The sequence below is a fragment of the Mycolicibacterium peregrinum genome, assembly GCF_001665625.1.
GTDB classification, from domain to species: domain Bacteria; phylum Actinomycetota; class Actinomycetes; order Mycobacteriales; family Mycobacteriaceae; genus Mycobacterium; species Mycobacterium peregrinum_B.
In genome coordinates this window covers 25381-43147 of sequence record NZ_LZSY01000200.1, presented here as the reverse complement: position 1 = coordinate 43147, position 17767 = coordinate 25381, and the positions used below count along the sequence as shown (strand labels likewise).

Below are 17767 nucleotides of genomic sequence, written 5' to 3'. Positions count from 1 at the left end.
TCTTGATTGGTCCTGATGGGTAGGTGGTCAGCCGGCAGTGCGGGACTGTCCGACCGCGGTGGCGTATGTGACGGCTTGGGCTTGAGGTTGGTCGTGCCGGTAGGCATCAGCCCCGGTTGACGTGGCGAACGGCTTGTACCGATGGGCGGGTGGGGCGGATGGATCCTGCAGCCAGATGGCGTGATCGGCGAAGATCCGCAGACCGGTCAGGGAGTCCGGCACGTATGCCGCCCGCACCTCGGGTGCGCCGGCCACCCGGCGCAACAGGCAGCTCGGTGTGGCCGCGACGTCGGTGGTCTCAGCGCCCGACGCCCACAGTTCGGAGGCCTGCGTCGCGTCGTCGACCGGCATTCCACACACATCGTCGAATCCGGCGAGGGTCATCGGATTGGCCACACTGTTTCGGCGCAGCGCGTACTGATCGCCGAACAGGTCCCGCAGATACCCGTCGTTGACGAAGGCGGGAACATCGAAATCCGCTGTCACGGAGCCGCGGCCCACCAGATAGTCCTTGACGGCCGCGAAGGCGCGTAGGAACTGGTCTTTGAGGGTCATGTCGAAGCTGACCAGGCCATTGGGGCCGTTATAGAGGTAGATCACCTCGGGCTCGATACCGGTCAGCTCTCCCACCCTCAGTGCGGCTTGCAGTGGATGCGCGACGATGTCGTCCGTGGTGGTCTTCATCGCCCGCAGGAAGGCCGCCATCACCTCGGGATGACCGTCGGCGAACTGCTTTCGTACCACCACCCCGTGGAAGGTCGGAGTGTTGTTGTCGCCGCCGTCATAGAGCAACCGGCCCTGGTTGCGGTAGATCACCAGCTGCGGCCACGGCACGAACTGCGCCAGCCCGTCGACCTGCCCGCCGTCGATGGCGGACGCCCCCACCGACGGGTCCTGATTGACGATGTGCACAGCGCTCTTGTCCATCCCGCTGTTACGCACCGCCGACGAGAACATTCCGTCGCCGGCCGACCCGAGGCTGGTCGACACCTTCTTGCCGGTCAGATCAGCAAGGGTTTGAGCAGGCGAATCCGCAGGGACTACAACCTGATTCAACGAGCCGCGCAGGTTGTAGCCGGTGGTGGCGATCATCTCGGTTGCCGCATCGTCGTACATGCGCGTCTTGGACCCGTTGGTGAGCAACGGGTAGTCCCCCATCGATCCGATGTCTACGTGGGTGGCGATCATCTGCGCGGTCAGTGGGGCGCCCGAGGCGAAGTCCTGCCACACCACCCGGTATTTCGTGCCGGTGGTTGCACCCAGCTCCCTGAGGGCGTGCTCGAAGTCGCCGCGGTCGCGCAACAGGGTGCCGGCGTTGACGGTGTTGATGGTCTTGGATTGATAGCCGACGTTGACGACGACGGTCGGCTCGGTGAGCAGACCGCAGCCGGTCAGCAGTTGCACTCCACCGAGGGTGAGGGTGGCCGCCAGAGCGGCGGACCGGGCACGCCACCGGCCACGTGGGAGATGTTGCACGTCGTCCATACCGACAAGGGTCGACGGCTTCTGTTACCTCACTGTCATGCGAGGTTGCGCAGCAGTTACGCCATCCGCACCGAGACGACACCTGAGTTACGCCACCACGATAGCGTCGGCAGTCCCCCTTTTCATCGGAAAGTATTGCAGCCGTGGATATCCCGGACCCAACAACAATCGATACCCCGATCGAACCCGACTATCGGTTCACCCTGGCCAACGAGCGGACGTTTCTGGCGTGGCAGCGCACGTCCCTGGGCTTGCTCGCAGCGGCGGTTGCCGTCGTGCAATTCATGCCCGAAATGACAGTTCCTGGCCTTCGGCACATACTGGGGATGGCGGTCGGCGCCATGGCGATCCTGACCGCGGTCGCCGGCCTGCTCCGGTGGGCTCACGTGGACCGCGCCATGCGTCGCGATCAGCCGCTACCGCGTGCCGTCATGCCTACGTATCTGACTGTCGGTCTGACGATGTTGGGTTTCGTCACTGTGGGTTTCGCGATGGTCGCGACCGTTCGATGACCCGCCTGGCGTTGGTGCAGGATCGCGGTTTGCAGGCCGAACGGACAACGTTGGCGTGGACACGCACCGCCCTGGCCGTCGCGGTCTCCGGGGCGCTGCTGTTGGTGCGCGACCGACACTTCTTGAGCAGCCCAGCGCGCATCGCGGTCTTTGTCGGCACGGCCGCTCTCGCCGCCGCCGTGTATGCCGTGGGCGTCCACCGACGCCGACAACTACGGGCGGACCCGCGGCCCTGCACCGCGACGGGCCGCCGGTGTGTGCCGGCGATCGGGACCGCCGTCATCATGGAAGGCGCGCTGGTCCTGGCATATCTGGCGCTGCCCGAGGGGTCGTGATGGCCCGGTCTTGCGCGGCCCACAACTTCTGCCGTACCCGCTGGACAAGGTTGTTCTGCCCGAACACCATTGACTCGGTCACCCACACCACGACCCAGCCGCGGGCTTCAAGTTCGGCCGTTTGCTCGTGCACCCACGTGCGGTGACCCGCAGAATCGGGCTCCTCGTCGCATTCGACCGCGACCTTCCATCGGCGCCAGCCCATCGACACTCGAGTGCAAACCAAACCCCACTGGTCGTAGAACGGGATCTGAGTTTCGAGCCCTGGTATGCATGTGTCCTGCAGCACGAGCCGAGTGCGTGTCTCGAGCGGCGACTCGGCACCACCGTCAGACTGTGCCAGAGATATCCGCAGACGATCGATACCGCGGATCCCTGGATTCACGTCGACCAAGCGCCACACTGCGTCGGGGTCCAGTTTGGTCTTGTTCATCAGCGCATCCAGGATCGGTATCGCCTCGGTGGTCGGCAACAGCCGACCCAGATCGAACGCCGTACGCGCCTCGGTGGTGAGCCGCATCCCGTCGAACTCGCGAACATCTTCTGGCGCAAGTGCATACGAATGCACTCGGAGCCCTTCTGGCGCATGACGATTGGCCCGCACAACCTCAGCCGGTGCATTGGCGTCGAGCCACTTGGTGCCATAGACCGCCGCGGCCGAGATCCCGCTCAGCACCGCATCGGCGCCGGCGAACAACCACGCTGCCCGAGCCCGCAGTTCCGGCGTCAGGGCGACGTCGTTGGCCAGATACACATTGCGATAGACAGCGCGATACTTCGTCTCGAGATCGCGCGCGCTGATGCGGCCGGTGCGGATCGCTTCACCACCGAGAAACGGTACGCGCGCTCGCCCGAAAAGGCCGCCCGGAAACTGTCCGTCCATGAAGCCAGCATCGGCAGGCTGACCGACAGATTCCGGCCCCCGGGCCTTGGTTATCCACAGGCGAGGTCCGGTCTGGGGTGTGTGGCGACGACGCTGTGACGAGTGTGCAGCTTTTCCGCATGATCCCGCAGTTCTGGCCGGAAAGGCTGCACGCTCGTCACAGCGTCGCGAAAGGGATGTGGGACGGAGAGGGGTCAGACGTCGAGGAACCGGATGTCCTTCGCGTTGCGGGTGATGAAGCTGCGCCGCGCTTCTACGTCGTCGCCCATGAGAATCGAGAACAGCACGTCGGCCGCGGCCGCATCGTCGAGTGTCACCTGCCGCAGCACCCGCACCGACGGGTCCATGGTGGTTTCCCACAGTTCCTTGGCATCCATCTCGCCGAGACCCTTGTAGCGCTGGATGCCGTCATCCTTGTTGATCTTCATGCCGGCCTTGACGCCCGAGTCCAGCAGTACGTCGCGTTCCCGGTCGGAATAGGCGAATTCCGGCTGACTGCGTTGCCATTTGAGTTTGTACAGCGGCGGCTGAGCCAGGAACACATGGCCATGTTCGATCAGAGGCTTCATGAACCGGAACAGCAGGGTCAGCAGCAGGGTGGAGATGTGCTGGCCGTCGACATCGGCGTCGGCCATCAACACGATCTTGTGATACCGCAGTCTGGTGATGTCGAACTCGTCGTGAATCCCGGTTCCCAGGGCGGTGATGATGGCCTGGACTTCGGTGTTCTTCAGAACCCGGTCGATACGGGACTTTTCGACGTTGATGATCTTGCCCCGCAGCGGCAAGATGGCCTGGAACATCGAGTCGCGGCCGCTCTTGGCCGAACCGCCGGCCGAATCACCCTCCACCACATACAGTTCGGACCTGCCCGGATCGGTGGAACGGCAGTCTGCCAGCTTGCCTGGCAGCCCGCCGATGTCGGTGGCGCTCTTTCGGCGCACGAGGTCTCGCGCCTTGCGGGCGGCAACCCGGGCCTGCGCCGACGACGCGATCTTGACGATGATGACTTTGGCCTCGGCCGGGTTCGCCTCGAACCAGTGCGTCAGCTGCTCATGGCAGACCTTCTGCACAAACGACCGGATCGCGGCGTTACCGAGCTTGGTCTTTGTCTGCCCCTCGAACTGCGGCTCGGCCACCCTCACCGAGATCACCGCCGCCAACCCCTCGCGGATGTCGTCACCGGTGAGGTTCGGATCCTTGTCCTTGAGGAGTTTTTTCTCCTTGGCGTACTTGTTCACCACACTCGTCAATGCCGCGCGGAAACCCTCTTCATGGGTACCGCCCTCATGCGTGTTGATCGTGTTGGCGAAGGTGTGTACCGACTCCGAATACCCGCCGTTCCACTGCATGGCGATTTCCACCTCGTGGCCCGGCCCGGCGCCCTCGAACGCGATGATGCTCTGTTGAATCGGGTCCTTCACGCGATTGATGTGACCGACGAAATCGATCAACCCACCCGGATGGTGGTAGATGCGGGTGTCCCCGCCGGAGCCACGCAGGTCGGCGAGCGTGAGGACGAGGCCTTTGTTGAGAAAGGCCATTTCCTGCAGGCGCCGCGCAATGATCTCGACGTTGTACTCGGTGATCTCGAAAACATCCGGGTCCGACCAGAATCGGACCGTGGTGCCGGTGAGCGTCGAGGCGGTACCGCGGGTGAGGGTGCCCGGTTCCGAGTAGTCGTAGCGTTGGAACCATTCGTAGCCGTCACGGTGGACGACAACTTCGAGGCGTGTCGAGAGCGCGTTGACGACGGAAACGCCCACGCCATGCAGGCCTCCGGACACCTGGTAGGAGTCGCCGTCGAACTTTCCGCCTGCGTGCAGCTGGGTCATCACGACGTCGACGGTGGGAATACCCGTCTCGTGCATGGCGACCGGGATGCCGCGTCCGTCGTCGCGCACCTCGACACCGCCGTCCGCGAGCAGCACGACGTCGACGCGGGTGGCATGCCCGGCCATTGCCTCGTCGACCCCGTTGTCGACAACCTCCCAGACCATGTGGTGCAGACCGCGTTCACTGGTCGACCCGATGTACATCCCGGGTCGTTTGCGGACAACGTCGAGTCCTTCGAGGATCGTGATCGATTCGGCACCATAGCTGGTGGTCATAGCCGGGGTCCTCTCGAAAGGAGGCCCTGCCCGCCGACTTGGCGGACAGGGCTTCCGGGGTTACTGACTGCGGGCGGGAACGAAATCGATGGGCGCGCCGGCCGGAATCAACTCCTCGGTCTCGACACTGGCGTCGAACTCCTGGATGAAGCGGTACGCGTGCTGCATCACCCACCACCGCACCCAGGTCTGGTTGACCGCTTCACGTTCCTTCGGGTCCTCCAGCAGGTTCGTGATCCGCGCGAAGCCCAGCGGTATCTCCGGGTCGTGGAAATGCTGCTGGCGTTTGAAGTTGATCTTGAACTGCGACCACTTCACCGCGTGCAGCTCCTCGTTGAGCCACACCATGCAGCCCTCGCGCTTGGATTCCTCTGCCCCACTGAAGAATTCCCGCTGATCGATACCGTCGATGATCCGGTCTTCGGGAATCTCGCATCCGACCCACCGCAGCAAGGTCGGGAACATATCGGTGACGTGAACCATCTCGTTGCTCTCGCGCACCGGCACGTGTCCCGGCCAACGGATCAGACACGGTGTACGGATACCGCCCTCAGCGGAGCTGAAGTAGGACCCGTCGAAGAACCCCGCGGTACCACGGCCGGCCAGGTGGTCCTCGGCGCCGTTGTCACCGGCCATGATGACGATGGTGTTGTCCTCGACGCCGAGTTCGGTCAGGTAGTCCAGGATGCTGCCGAAGTCGTGGTCGAGCATGAGCAACGAATCACCCCACGCGCCATTGGTGCTCTTGCCCTTGAACTCCTCGCGGACCTCCATGGGGAAATGCATCAACGAGTGGTTGTGGTACAGGTAGAACGGCTTGTCGTCCTCGACGCTTCGTTTCATGAAATCCTTGGCACGCCGGTCATATTCGCCGTCTACCTCACCTTTGAGTTTGACCGTGAGCTGTTGATCGGTGGTCCGGACGCCGTCGGTCTTGGTCCCGTCGTACATGTAGGAGTAGCCGTCGCGCTCGGCCTTGTACCACGGGTCGTCGGGCCACAGGCACTCGTCATAGGTGCGGGCCGGGCCGTACCATTCGTCGAAGCCGTGATCGGTGGGCCACCGACCATCCTCGGCACCGATGTGCCACTTCCCGAAACATGCTGTGGCGTAGCCGGCTTCGGACAGGATGTCACCCATGGTGCGTTCCCAGGCCACGATGCCACCTCCGTTTCCGCCCAGCGCGATGGTGTGATTGCCGGATCGGATCGGGTATCGCCCGGTCATCAAGGCGGAGCGGGTGGGTGTGCACTGCGGTTCGACGACGAAATGCGACAGCTTCAGCGACTCGGCGGCGAACGCGTCCATCCGGGTGGTGTCAGCGCCACGAAGGATGCCACCGCCGTAGCAGCCGAGCTCGCCCATTCCTAGGTTGTCGACGTGGAAATACACGATGTTGGGTTTTTTGGGCATGGTTGAGCTACCTCTCTGTCGATAGGGTGAAATCCAGTGAAGGTGAAGCGGAGAAGTGCCGGCTACTTTGGCGGCTGTGACGGTTGGTCAGGCGATCGCGCGGCAATCGTCATCAAGGAGCATCGATCCCCGCGATAGCGCACGGTCTCGAAGTCGAACGGGGTCCCATCTTCCAGGTGGGTCAACCGGTGCAGTAGCAACAGTGGTGCGCCGGAACGGACTTGCAGAAGTGCGGCGGTATCGGCATCCGCCGAGACGGACTCCACGGTCATCTCGGCCCAACCCAGCCGCATGCCGAGTTCGCGTTCTATCAAGGCGAACACATCTTGGCGATCGAGGTTGGCGTCCACGGGTATCGCCCCGATCCGCAACGACGTGGTGTCCAGCGACAGCGGCACCCCGCCGACGGACCGCAGCCGTTCGATGAAGAGAATCGGTGCGTTCTCGGGCAATTGAAGTTTGGCGGCGACGAAGGGCGACGCAACCGACTCGCGCACGGAGAGCACCGTGTTCTCGACGGGGAGTTGGTGCCCCGCCAGAGACTCGGCCAACCCCTCGAGGCGATCGATGCGCTGGCTCAGCTTGGCGCCGGTGACGAAGGTCCCTGCGCCCTGCACCCGGGTGATCAGGCCCTCGCCGCGGAGCAGCTCCAGCGCTTCACGGATCGCGTTGCGGCTGACTCCGAACTCGGCGGCGAGTTCGTTCTCCGGCGGCAACATCGGGCGCGCGGCCGCCAATCCGCCATAGACACCGTCGAGGATCTGGCCGCGCAGAACATCGCGGGCCCACCGGGCGGCGTCGGCCCGAGTGCCTGCATACTCCCTGGTCGCAGGACGGGGAAAGTCCTTCGGCGGGATGTGCGGGCGGCGGGTCATGACCTCACTGTGCCACCGCTGACACCTGGTGGCGATACGGCGCGTGTTACGCCACCTGTTACTTCGTAAAGCCCTAGGCCAGCGGCTATGAGGCGGCGTTTAGACGCGGCTTCCGCCACCGCACGCTAGCTCGCGACACAACGAAAACCGATGTGAGTAGTGGCGCTGTCCTGCGATTGCGAGGACCGGGCGGCCGGCCGGTAGCGATGGCAGTACTCGGGGGCGCACAGGTGTGACCCACCTTTGAGGGTCTGCATCACCGACGGGTCACCGGTAGGTGTGGGGCAGCATCCAGATGCCTCGGTGGTCTCTTGATGCCTGGGTGTGAAGCGGGTAGCGGTCCACTCCCACACGTTGCCGATCATGTCGAACAGGCCAAAAGCATTCGACGGGAACGCGCCAACCGGTGAAGTCCCGATCCAACCCAGTGCCCCGTCATTGCGGTACGGGAACTGGCCTTGCCACGTGTTGGCCATCAGCCGCCCGCCCGGCCGCACATCGTCGCCCCAGGCATAGACGGTGGCCGAACCCGCGCCGGCCGCATACTCCCATTGATCTTCGGTGGGCAGCAAACGTCCGGCCCACGCTGCGTACGCCGCTGCGTCCGGGTACGCGACCTGGACCACAGGGTGGTCCGGCCGGTCGGCGATGGTCGACCCGGACCCCTTCGGATGCTTCCAGCAGGCCCCCTCCGCCCAGGTCCACCATTGCCGCCAGTCGCGCAGGTCGACCGGCCCGTCGGTCGCTCGGAACACGAGGGCACCCGGGACGAGCTCGTCGGCGGACACCCCTGGAAACGCTGCCGGATCCAGTTGTTGCTCGGCGACCGTGACATAACCTGTGGCAGCCACGAACTCGGCGAACTGGGCGTTGGTGACCGGATGGCGCTCGATGGCAAACGGTGCGACCGTCACGTCATGCACCGGCGATTCCTCGGGATAGAAGTTCTGCGATCCCATGCGGTACGTGCCGCCGTCAAGTTCGACGAGTTCGGTGAGCATTCGGACAGAGTAGGGAGGTCCGGATCCCAGCGCAGTCCGGAACTCTTACGGCCCCGCCCCACTGCCCGCATGCGTCCTCGTGATGACCGGAGCCGGATAGCCGGCCGCACGCACCGCTCGCGCCACCGCGTCGCCGACCACCTCCGCCCGCTCTCCCGGTACCAGCGCGATGACGCAGCCACCGAATCCACCGCCGGTCATCCGCGCTCCCAGCGCACCGGCGTGCACGGCGGTCGCCGCGATCAGATCGAGGTGCGGTGTGGTGATCTCGAAGTCGTCGCGCATCGAGGCGTGCGACGCGTTCCACAGCGCGCCGACCGCCGCGAAGTCCGACGATGCCAGCGCGGCAACACAATCGCGCACCCGCTGGTTCTCCGTCAGCACATGACGTGCCCGCCGGGCATCGACTTCGGTGACCCTGTGCAGGGCGGACGGGTCGGCCTCCCGGAGCGACGCCACCCCGAGTACGGCGGCAGCCCGCTCACACGATGCCCGCCGGGCCGCGTACTCGCCACCGGCGTGCGCATGCCGAGCCCGGGAGTCGATCAACAGCAGTGCCACGCCGGACGCGTCGGGATCGAAGCGCACCGGCTGCACGGTGACGTCGCGGAAATCGATAAGCAGGGCCTGCCCGGTCGAACCGAACAGCGACGCCAACTGGTCGAGCAGTCCCGTTGGCACACCGACGTACTCGTTCTCAGCCTGCTGCGCAATCCGGGCCTGCTCGATGCGATCGAGATCGGCACCGACGGCGGCGACCAGCGCACCGAGCACCGCACATTCCAGCGCCGCCGACGACGACAGCCCCGATCCGATCTCCACCTCACTCGTGATCGTCATCGTCCCGCCCGGCACCGCGATCCCGGCGTTCAGCAGCGCCCACACCACTCCGGCGACGTAGGCCGCCCAGCCGGTGACCTGCCCGGGCACGGTATCCAGTCCGATCCGCACCGGCCCGTCGCCGAACGCACTCGACACCGACAGCACGCCCGACGGGTCCGGGTCGAAAGTCACAAAGGTCCGCTGCGGCAACGCAATCGGCAGTGCGAAGCCCTGGTTGTAGTCGGTGTGCTCGCCGATCAGATTGACCCGGCCCGGCGCGGAGTATCTGATTCGCACTAGCGCGGATCCACCCGCGTGGCCCGGCGGAAGTGGTCCAGGTAGGCCGGCCAGTCCCAGGTGGTCAGGAACTCCGTCGTCGCCGCGTAGCCCTTGTCGTACAGCGCCTCGGCCTCGTTGCGGGTGATGTCGAAGTCCAGCACCCCGACATCGGTCGAATCCACCTGGACCGCACGCACCTTCACCCACGGCAGGCTCAGATGGGCCTGGTCGTGACCGACCAGCATGGTGGTGAGCAGACTTTCCAGGAAGGTCGGCTCGCCGCAGCGCAACATCCCCAACCCGGGGATGAGCTGCTCGGCCGATGGCGCCGGTAGATACGGCACCACCGTCACCCCGAAGGTCGGCCAGCGCGGCTCCGCGCCGTCGGGTCGGTCGAACGAGTCGATCGGGAAGTTCGACAGCACGCCGCCGTCCACCAGCGTGCACGGCTCGCCGGCCGCGGTGTTCAGCGTGACCGGATGGAACAGGAACGGAATCGACATCGAGGCGCGCACGGCGTCGGCGACAAGCTGCTCGTCGGGGTCGAGCCCGTACACCCGCTGGTAGTCCCAGGGCAGACGCACCAGTTGCCCCGTCGTCACGTCGGTCACCGTGACCACGAACCGGTAGCGCCGTTCCGGAAGCAGATGATCATCGTCGATCGCCAGATCACCGAAAGTCTTGACGCCCAGGTTCTTCAGCTCGCTGCGTATCCAGTCGTAGGCGAAATCCCCGCGATAGATACCGGTCTCACGCAGCAGCCCCCACGCCGTTCCCAGCACCGGGATGCGCTCGATCGGCCCACTGTCGCGAAACTTGCGGTAGGGCACGTTCAACGCCAGCTCGCGCAGCTGCGCACTGGTCAGTTCGTTACGTTGCTCGGCCGCAGCCACCACGGCGCCGACCAGTGAGCCGGCCGAGGTTCCGGAGATCCGTTCGATCGCATACCCGGCGTCCTTGAGTGCAACGACGGCGCCCACCAGGCCGATGCCCTTCACCCCGCCGCCGGAAAGCACAAGGTCGGCACGGTGCGGGGAACGTTTCGCAGCCATGCCTCCAGCTTGGCATGCGAGTCTGACGCTCGGCTGGACATCGGGGCCGCACGGTGGACCTGATCGGAGTTCGCGCCGACTTCTACGTCAGGGCTGTGCTCCCACCGCGCGAGCAGCCCTGGTGTAGAAAGCGGCGGCCTCGTCAACGGCACGGCTAAGCATCCCGCCACGCGAGTAGCCTCGAATCATCATGCGAATAGCCATCAGTGGAGCCGGGGTCGCCGGGGCGGCGCTCGCGCACTGGCTGCAGCGCACCGGCCACAACCCGACGCTGATCGAACGCGCGCCGGCGTTTCGTACGGGCGGCTACATGATCGACTTCTGGGGCATCGGCTACCGGGTCACCCGAAAGATGGGCATCGAATCCGCGATCCGCGACGCGGGTTATGACGTGGAGTCGGTGCGCTCGCTCGGATCCGACGGCAGGACACGTGCCGAGCTCCGCGTCGACGTGTTCCGCCGCATGGTCGGCAACGACTACACCAGCCTGCCCCGCGGCGACCTGGCCGCCGCCATCTACCGCACCGTCGAGGGCGACGTGCCGACGGTGTTCGACGACAGCATCACCGGCATCGACCAACGGCCCGACGGGGTTCGGGTGGCCTTCGAGAAGAACCCGGCCGCCGATTTCGACCTCGTCATCGGCGCCGACGGCCTGCACTCCAACGTGCGCCGCCTGGTGTTCGGTCCCGAGGCCCGGTTCGAGCACTACCTGGGCTGCAAGGTCGCGGCCTGTGTGGTGGACGGCTACGGCGGCGGGAGTTCGGATACCTATCTCACGTACAGCGTTCCCGGACGCCAGATCGGGCAGTTCACCTTGCGCGGGGACCGCACCATGTTTCTGTTCGTGTTCCGCGACCAGCACGACAACCGCGGATTGACACCAAAAGAGCAGTTACACAATCAGTTCGACGACGCCGGCTGGGAATCGCGACAGATTCTGGCCGCGGTGGACGACGTCGACGACCTCTACTTCGACGTGGTCAGCCAGATCAAGATGGACCATTGGTCCGAGGATCGGGTGTTGTTGATCGGCGATGCGGCGGGCTGCATCTCGCTGCTCGGCGGAGAGGGCACTGGGCTGGCGATCACCGAGGCGTACGCCCTGGCGGGCGAACTCGCCCGCGCCGGCGACGATCACCGCCGCGCCTTCGACAGTTATGAATCGCTGCTGCGGCCGTTCATCGAGGGCAAGCAGGCCGGTGCCGAACGGATGCTGGGTTTCTTCGCCACGAGAACCCGGTTCGGGTTGTGGTTCCGCGATGTCGCGTTGCGGGCGATGAACCTGGGACGTCCGATAGCCGGGCTGTTTGCCGGCAGCGTGCGCGATGACCTCGATTTGCCCGACTACCGGATCGGGTGAGCCATGGGCGTGACCGACGAGGAGATCGACGAACAGTTCCGCCGCGGCTCGGCCGTGTCCCGTCTAGCACCCGAGCAGCGGGAGATGATCCCTGCGTCGTGGCTACCGGTGTTCGACGCGGCCGATCCGAGCGTGCGTGCGGTGGCGGCGCTGTCGCTGTGGACCGACGGCGCGCGGACATTGGTCCCGCGATTTTGGGGGGTGCTGCAAGAGTTCCTGGTCGACGCATGGGTGGGTCAGCGCGATGACCGACCAGTGCTCGTCTATGTCGTCGAGTTTGTCTTCCGATTCGCCGACGTGGGATACAAACAGGCCCAGCGCACCGTTGCGGTATGGGTCGGTGAGCCGCCGACGGCAGAGGCGGTTGCGCGGTACCCGGAGCTGTGGTCGGCGGCTCCGGCCGAGCTGGCCGATTTCTATCGCACAGTCCATGGCTCGTTCACCGTGCCCGACGGGCAGTCCTTTGGCTTGATGGCCGTGGACGCGATGCCAACCCTGGCCGAGGCCGTGGCCGACGGCGACCCCGACGACGTCCCGGAGTGGGATGAGGGCCCGGCAGCCGACCGGTTGCTGATGGTCACTCGGACCTATAGCGGCCTGCGCTTGTGTCTGTCCCCAGATGTGCCACCGGGAATGGGTGTTCAGGTATTCCGCGACGACGATCCAGACCCGCCAGGTGAGTTCGCCGAGCAGCTCGACGCCCTCGTGCTCGTTCGATTCGAGGTGGACTAGCCCTCCCCCGCCAGCGACGCCTGAGCAGCGCTGGCGGACGGCACCTCCCGTAGCGCCCGCACACAGACCCGTGCCCCACGGTTCGGGACCAGCGTGACGTGTTTGACGCGCTGCCCTTCGTCGGCCGCGGTCGTGGTGAAAAGGTCGACCCGGCATAGGATTTCGCGTAGCACCACCCGCAGCTCGACCGTCGCGAACGTCGCGCCCAGGCAACGACGGTTGCCGCCGCCGAACGGGAACCAGGTGGTGGGCCCCAGCGTCGCGCCGAGCATCCGGTCCGGATCGAATTTGTCGGCGTCGGGATACACGTCGTCGCGTTCGTGCACCAGTCCGATACCCGGGGCCACCATCACCCCGGCCGGCAACCGGTGACCGGCCACCTCGACCGGCTGTTTCAGCAGCCGCCCCACGTCGAACACCACCGGTCGGATCCGCAGGGTTTCCTTCGCCACGGCGTCGAGGTACTCGTCGTCGCCGGTTCGTGCGGCCTCTACCGCCTTGTCCAGCACTCCCGGGTTACGGGTCAGCCGTTCCAGCGCCCACGACAACGCGGTCGCTGTCGTCTCATGCCCGGCGACCAGCAACGTCATCAGCTGATCGCGCAGTTCACGGTCGGTCATGGTGTGCCCGCGCTCATCGGTGGAACGCACCAGCATGGCCAGCACATCGGTGCGGGTCGCCAGCTCCGGGTCGGCGCGACGCTCGGAGATCTCCGCGCCCAGCAGCCGGTTGGCCTCTTCGATGTTTCGCCGCAGCGCCCGCCACGGGCGTCGCTGCATCAGGGCCGGCCGGGCGACCGCCATCAACTCCCACGGCCCCACCCGGAGCAGCCGCGGCATCACCTCCCGCAGCGCGGCCAGCCGGGCCGGATCCGATGCCCCGATCACGGTTCGCAAGATCACCTCCAGGGTGATCTCGGCCATCTTCGGTGCCGCCGGGAACGCGGTTCCCACCGGCCAGCCCGCGATGTTTTCCGCGGCGATCTCGGCCATGATCTCGGTCTGGCGGGCCACCGCGTCGCGGTGGAACGGCGGCAGCATCTGCCGGCGGCGTTCGTGGTGCTCGTCCTCGTCGATGACCAACACCGAGCTGTCACCCAGCAGCGCACTGAGCACCGAATTCGCTTCCCCGGCATGGAAAATCGTCGGATCCCCGGCGAACACCACCTTGATGTCGGCCGGGTCGGCCAGGTACACCATCGTGCCCATCGCCGCGACCCGCAGCGTGAACACGTCGCCGTCGCGGCGGCGGCAGGCCGAAACGAAACGCGGCCAGTAATGCATCATCAACGCGGCCTGTACGACCCGGGGCAACGGCGGCCCCGGCGGTAGTGACGCGGTACCGCCCATAAACCCACCATACGAGCCGTCGACCGCATACCAAAGGCCCGGACGCCGGCTTGCGTCCGGGCCTTGCCTCCCCCAGGCCTACTTGGCGTGGTTGCGCTGGTGGTGGTGATGGGTCGCGGACCCGGGCTGGGGCATGTTGTGCTGGTGCGGGAAGGCCTGATGCGCGCTGACCGACGGGCCGGCGTTCAGGGTGGCGGAATCGGCATGAGCGGTGGCGGCGCCCAGGGCGATCAGCGCGGGAGCGGCGGCCAGAGTGAATCCTGCGGCGATGCGGCGGGCGATGGTGCTCATGTCGACTCCTTTGTCGGATAAGGCTTTTGGTGTTGTTCCGGTGTGTTCCGGCGTTGAAATAAGAATGCGCCGATCCGGCCCGCGCCTGTATCGACCGACCGGCCCATCGGCCGGACGAATCCCATGTCCTCCGATCGGGGGAACGAGCAAGCTGCGAGCCGCGCCGTTTTCCACCACTGGGTCGTGACAGCTCGACCATCACGACCCGGATGTAGAAACGGGCGCGAGTGCCGAACGGGCGAGCCGCGCGAGCCAGTTCACCCTCTGGTCACCGATTACCGTCTGGTGCACCCCGCGATGGCGTTTAGGATCAGCAAACAGATCCAAGGGGGACCTGATGAGCGCTCATCGCAACGCGGCGGCCGGCCTGGCGCTGTGCACTGCCCTGCTCACCGCCTGCACCCCCACAGCCCCTGATTCCGACGGCACTCACGTCGACGTGCTGGGCAGCATGATGGCCAGTGAATCCGAGATCAACACCGTGATGAACGCCAAGGTCCGGCCGAAGACCGCACTGCGTTCCCCGATGACGAATGCCAATTACGAGCCCGTCTCCCGCCCCGAGTGCATGGTTGTCATCGGCAACGCGATGGAGTGGATCTACGGCCCCAGCGGTTACCGCGAGTTCCGCGAAACCCAACTGGCCGACGACGCCGACGACGTGGAGGTCGACCAGGCCATCGCCAAGTTCGATACTTCCAAGGCCGCCAAGGACGTGGTGGCCCGCACCGTCGACATCTGGCGCCGCTGCGGCAACGACACCCTGACCTTCAGCTACGACGGCGGCAAAACGCAGGACGCCCGCTGGATGGCCGTCCCGAGCGTGCTCGACGGTGTCGACATCACGCACGACGAACCCGTGGACGTCACCGACCGCATCACCCACCGGGCGATCCTGGCGGTCGACAACCTCGTCGTCGACCTGCGGATCAGCGGCAACGACATCACCGACCAGCAGACCGTGCAGCTGGCCAAGATCATCGCCGGCCGCAACGCACTCTGACCCCGGCCCCGGCCTACCCTGGTCATAGGAGTACGACCATGCCCAGCGGTGCTGTGAATCAACGGGTCCCGCGGGGGAAGCGGCGCATGTCCGGCCGAGTCCCGCGGGTGGTACAGACCGCCGCCGTCATCAAGGACACCCTGTTCGCCGACGTCTCCGAGTGGCAACAACCGGTCGACGACAGTTACCCGTATCAGGTGCTGTCGATCCGGGTCAGCGACGGCACGTACCGCGACCACAATTTCGCGGCCAACTACGCCTGGATGCGCGGTGCGCTGAGTTCCGGGCGGCTGGTGTTCGGCATCGTCTACACCTACTGCCGGCCCAACTGGTTGGCCAACGCCACCACCGTGCGCGCGATGATCGACGCCAACGGGGGCCTGCACCCGCGCATCGCGCTCATGCTCGACGTCGAACAGGGCGGTAACCCGCGCGGCGACGGCTCGGATTGGATCAACCTGCTGTACGCGAACCTCGCCGATTACGCCGGCGACCGAGCCCGCATCATCGGCTACGGCAACGTCGGTGACCTCAACAGCATGTGGCGCACCAAGCCCAGCGGGCTCCGGCTCATCATCGCCGCATACGGGAGCAACCCCGATTATCCGGGCAAGGTCGCCCATCAGTACACCGACGGCAGCGGGTTCGGTTTCGGATTACCGCAGGGCGCACCGCCATTCGGCAACTGCGACATGAACTCCGCCGACGGCCTCAACCCGGTGCAGTTCGCCGCCGCCTGCGGTGTCGCCGCCCCGGCGTCGATAGGTGTCGACGAGGTGTGAGCGGCACCGTCCGCGAAACCGAAAAACATTGCACCACAATGTATTACAACGACTATTCCAAGAACGTTGACACTGCTCCCATATCGGCGTCTACTGGGGGTACAGGGCGCGCCATCCGCTGATCGACAGCTTCTCCCTGTTCGACCGTCAACGGCACAGGGACTGCAGAAGTAAAGTTCCTTTTCGGGATCCCGGTCAGACGGGTGGCGCCGCTCCGAACAGTGATCGCCACCCCGCATTGGGCAGTGCGAGTTTGAAGATCGTCCGCAGTGTCTGCAGATACTGCCGGGGCAGAGACCCGCTGGTGTAGGGCAGGTCGTACTTCTCGCACAATGCGCGCACCCGCACGCTGATCTCCGGCAAGCGATTACTGGGCAGGTCCGGGAACAAATGGTGCTCGATCTGATAGCACAGATTTCCACTTGAAAAGGCCAGTACCGGACCGGCTTTGAAGTTCGCCGCGCCCAGCATCTGCCGCAGGTACCACTCACCGCGGCTCTCCTCCTGCAGCGTTTCCGGAGTGAACCTCTCGGCACCGTCGGGAAAATGCCCACAGAAGATCACCAGATACGCCCAGAGATTGCGCAGCACGTTCGCGCCCAGATTCGCGACCAGGGACCGCCGCCAACGCCCCAGGCTCAGCGCTGGAAAGACGACGTAGTCCTTGGTGAGCTGCCGCCCGATCTTGGCGCGAAACTTCTGCCCCGCAGCTTTCCTGCCGGCTTCGGTGTCCGCCCGGTCCTGAGCGGAGTACAAGTCGTGCAGGGCTATCCCCCACTCGAAAATGAGCGCCAACAGCACATTTCGCAAAGGTTGCACCAGATGTTGAGGTTCCCACTGCTGGTCGCGGCTCATCCGGAGGATGCCGAAGCCGAGGTCGTCGTCCACGCCCAGCACGTTGCTGAACACGTGGTGGTGGTAATTGTGCGAATACCGCCATTGCGCCGACGGGCCCACCATGTCCCACTCCCAGGTGCTGGAGTGAATCTCGGGATCGTTCATCCAATCCCACTGGCCATGGCCGACGTTGTGCCCGATCTCCATGTTCTCGACGGATTTCGCATAGGCCAGCGTCACCGTCCCGGCAAGCAGACCGGCCTTCGACCGGGTGCCTGCGATCAGTAGCCGCGCGGCCACCTCGAGCGCCCGCTGGAACACGATGGTGCGTCGAATATAGGCGGCATCCCGAGCACCCAGAGACTCCTCGACGTCGCTGCGGATGGTATCGAGCTCGGCCGCGATGGCGTCGATGTCCGCGCGGCTCAACTTCGCGTATGCCGCGATATGGCTGATAGTCAGTTTCCCGGTCCGTCTGTGTACGGCGGCATGGTCCGGGCCACCTGGGTGAGTCCCCTCAGCCTAGAGGCGGATGCGGATCCCTGCCACAGCACGAGGTCAGGGCACGAGACGCGAGCGCCGGCGCGCCGCGAAAGTCCCGTTCGTGGTGCTGCTGAGACCGGTGTGTCCACAGATGCCGCA

General features: G+C 65.5%; 17 protein-coding genes. 6 read left to right on the top strand and 11 right to left on the bottom strand.

The window, feature by feature from the left end:
* Positions 1-27 precede the first annotated feature (27 nt).
* A complete protein-coding gene (locus A5779_RS31855) occupies positions 28-1485 on the bottom strand; it encodes an ABC transporter substrate-binding protein (RefSeq protein ID WP_064887966.1) in 1458 nt (485 codons plus the stop codon).
* Positions 1486-1628: 143 nt separating this feature from the next.
* On the opposite strand from A5779_RS31855, the gene A5779_RS31850 reads away from it, so the two are divergent.
* Positions 1629-1997, top strand: coding sequence for a YidH family protein (locus tag A5779_RS31850; protein WP_064887964.1), 369 nt, complete (start codon positions 1629-1631; stop codon positions 1995-1997).
* Positions 1994-2332 carry a DUF202 domain-containing protein gene (locus tag A5779_RS31845; protein WP_064887962.1) on the top strand — a complete coding sequence of 113 codons (339 nt, stop codon included), beginning with the start codon at positions 1994-1996 and terminating at the stop codon, positions 2330-2332. Before A5779_RS31850 ends, A5779_RS31845 begins: the two co-directional genes overlap by 4 nt.
* On the opposite strand, the gene A5779_RS31840 is transcribed toward A5779_RS31845, so the two are convergent.
* From A5779_RS31840 to A5779_RS31810, 7 genes are all read right to left on the bottom strand, one after another.
* Entirely contained in the window at positions 2280-3215 is a 936-nt protein-coding gene (locus tag A5779_RS31840; RefSeq protein ID WP_064887960.1) for a hypothetical protein, read from the bottom strand. The genes A5779_RS31845 and A5779_RS31840 overlap by 53 nt on opposite strands.
* Before the next feature lie 194 nt (positions 3216-3409).
* Positions 3410-5326, bottom strand: coding sequence for a DNA topoisomerase (ATP-hydrolyzing) subunit B (gene gyrB, locus A5779_RS31835; RefSeq protein WP_064887958.1), 1917 nt, complete (start codon positions 5324-5326; stop codon positions 3410-3412).
* 60 nt (positions 5327-5386) lie between these two features.
* On the bottom strand, positions 5387-6739 hold the full coding sequence (locus A5779_RS31830) for an arylsulfatase (protein ID WP_064887955.1): 1353 nt from the start codon (positions 6737-6739) through the stop codon (positions 5387-5389).
* Positions 6740-6801: 62 nt separating this feature from the next.
* Positions 6802-7614: a GntR family transcriptional regulator gene (locus A5779_RS31825; protein WP_064887953.1), complete on the bottom strand. Its 813-nt coding sequence runs from the start codon at positions 7612-7614 to the stop codon at positions 6802-6804.
* A 125-nt stretch (positions 7615-7739) separates the two neighbouring features.
* Positions 7740-8615, bottom strand: a complete 876-nt coding sequence (locus A5779_RS31820) for a formylglycine-generating enzyme family protein (protein WP_064887952.1) — start codon at positions 8613-8615, stop codon at positions 7740-7742.
* A gap of 45 nt (positions 8616-8660) precedes the next feature.
* Entirely contained in the window at positions 8661-9734 is a 1074-nt protein-coding gene (locus tag A5779_RS31815; protein WP_064887950.1) for a galactokinase, read from the bottom strand.
* On the bottom strand, positions 9734-10768 hold the full coding sequence (locus tag A5779_RS31810) for a patatin-like phospholipase family protein (RefSeq protein WP_064887948.1): 1035 nt from the start codon (positions 10766-10768) through the stop codon (positions 9734-9736). Before A5779_RS31810 ends, A5779_RS31815 begins: the two co-directional genes overlap by 1 nt.
* A gap of 190 nt (positions 10769-10958) precedes the next feature.
* Here A5779_RS31810 and A5779_RS31805 point away from each other — a divergent pair, with 190 nt between their 5' ends.
* Together A5779_RS31805 and A5779_RS31800 are read left to right on the top strand one after the other, a co-directional pair.
* Positions 10959-12131: an FAD-binding domain gene (locus A5779_RS31805; protein ID WP_064887946.1), complete on the top strand. Its 1173-nt coding sequence runs from the start codon at positions 10959-10961 to the stop codon at positions 12129-12131.
* 3 nt (positions 12132-12134) lie between these two features.
* The gene (locus A5779_RS31800) at positions 12135-12863 is read left to right on the top strand and encodes a hypothetical protein (protein WP_064887944.1); all 729 of its coding nucleotides are present in this window, start codon (positions 12135-12137) and stop codon (positions 12861-12863) included.
* Here the strand turns inward: A5779_RS31800 and A5779_RS31795 are convergent.
* Complete coding sequence (locus tag A5779_RS31795) at positions 12860-14212, bottom strand: cytochrome P450 (RefSeq protein ID WP_064887942.1); 1353 nt, start codon at positions 14210-14212, stop codon at positions 12860-12862. The two genes, A5779_RS31800 and A5779_RS31795, sit on opposite strands and share 4 nt — an antisense overlap.
* 78 nt (positions 14213-14290) lie before the next feature.
* Entirely contained in the window at positions 14291-14503 is a 213-nt protein-coding gene (locus A5779_RS31790; RefSeq protein WP_064887940.1) for a hypothetical protein, read from the bottom strand.
* A gap of 337 nt (positions 14504-14840) precedes the next feature.
* On the opposite strand from A5779_RS31790, the gene A5779_RS31785 reads away from it, so the two are divergent.
* Together A5779_RS31785 and A5779_RS31780 are read left to right on the top strand one after the other, a co-directional pair.
* Complete coding sequence (locus A5779_RS31785) at positions 14841-15506, top strand: sensor domain-containing protein (protein WP_064887938.1); 666 nt, start codon at positions 14841-14843, stop codon at positions 15504-15506.
* 128 nt (positions 15507-15634) lie between these two features.
* Entirely contained in the window at positions 15635-16288 is a 654-nt protein-coding gene (locus A5779_RS31780; RefSeq protein WP_207549149.1) for a hypothetical protein, read from the top strand.
* 195 nt (positions 16289-16483) lie between these two features.
* Here A5779_RS31780 and A5779_RS31775 read toward each other — a convergent pair whose 3' ends face one another.
* Positions 16484-17587: a fatty acid desaturase family protein gene (locus A5779_RS31775; RefSeq protein ID WP_064887935.1), complete on the bottom strand. Its 1104-nt coding sequence runs from the start codon at positions 17585-17587 to the stop codon at positions 16484-16486.
* Positions 17588-17767 lie beyond the last annotated feature (180 nt).

Coding starts and splice junctions, on each gene's coding strand:
- A5779_RS31855 (WP_064887966.1), bottom strand. CDS start 1,485: ATGGACGACGTGCAACATCTCCCACGTGGCCGGTGGCGTGCCCGGTCC.
- A5779_RS31845 (WP_064887962.1), top strand. CDS start 1,994: ATGACCCGCCTGGCGTTGGTGCAGGATCGCGGTTTGCAGGCCGAACGG.
- A5779_RS31840 (WP_064887960.1), bottom strand. CDS start 3,215: ATGGACGGACAGTTTCCGGGCGGCCTTTTCGGGCGAGCGCGCGTACCG.
- gyrB (WP_064887958.1), bottom strand. CDS start 5,326: ATGACCACCAGCTATGGTGCCGAATCGATCACGATCCTCGAAGGACTC.
- A5779_RS31830 (WP_064887955.1), bottom strand. CDS start 6,739: ATGCCCAAAAAACCCAACATCGTGTATTTCCACGTCGACAACCTAGGA.
- A5779_RS31825 (WP_064887953.1), bottom strand. CDS start 7,614: ATGACCCGCCGCCCGCACATCCCGCCGAAGGACTTTCCCCGTCCTGCG.
- A5779_RS31820 (WP_064887952.1), bottom strand. CDS start 8,615: ATGCTCACCGAACTCGTCGAACTTGACGGCGGCACGTACCGCATGGGA.
- A5779_RS31810 (WP_064887948.1), bottom strand. CDS start 10,768: ATGGCTGCGAAACGTTCCCCGCACCGTGCCGACCTTGTGCTTTCCGGC.
- A5779_RS31805 (WP_064887946.1), top strand. CDS start 10,959: ATGCGAATAGCCATCAGTGGAGCCGGGGTCGCCGGGGCGGCGCTCGCG.
- A5779_RS31800 (WP_064887944.1), top strand. CDS start 12,135: ATGGGCGTGACCGACGAGGAGATCGACGAACAGTTCCGCCGCGGCTCG.
- A5779_RS31795 (WP_064887942.1), bottom strand. CDS start 14,212: ATGGGCGGTACCGCGTCACTACCGCCGGGGCCGCCGTTGCCCCGGGTC.
- A5779_RS31790 (WP_064887940.1), bottom strand. CDS start 14,503: ATGAGCACCATCGCCCGCCGCATCGCCGCAGGATTCACTCTGGCCGCC.
- A5779_RS31785 (WP_064887938.1), top strand. CDS start 14,841: ATGAGCGCTCATCGCAACGCGGCGGCCGGCCTGGCGCTGTGCACTGCC.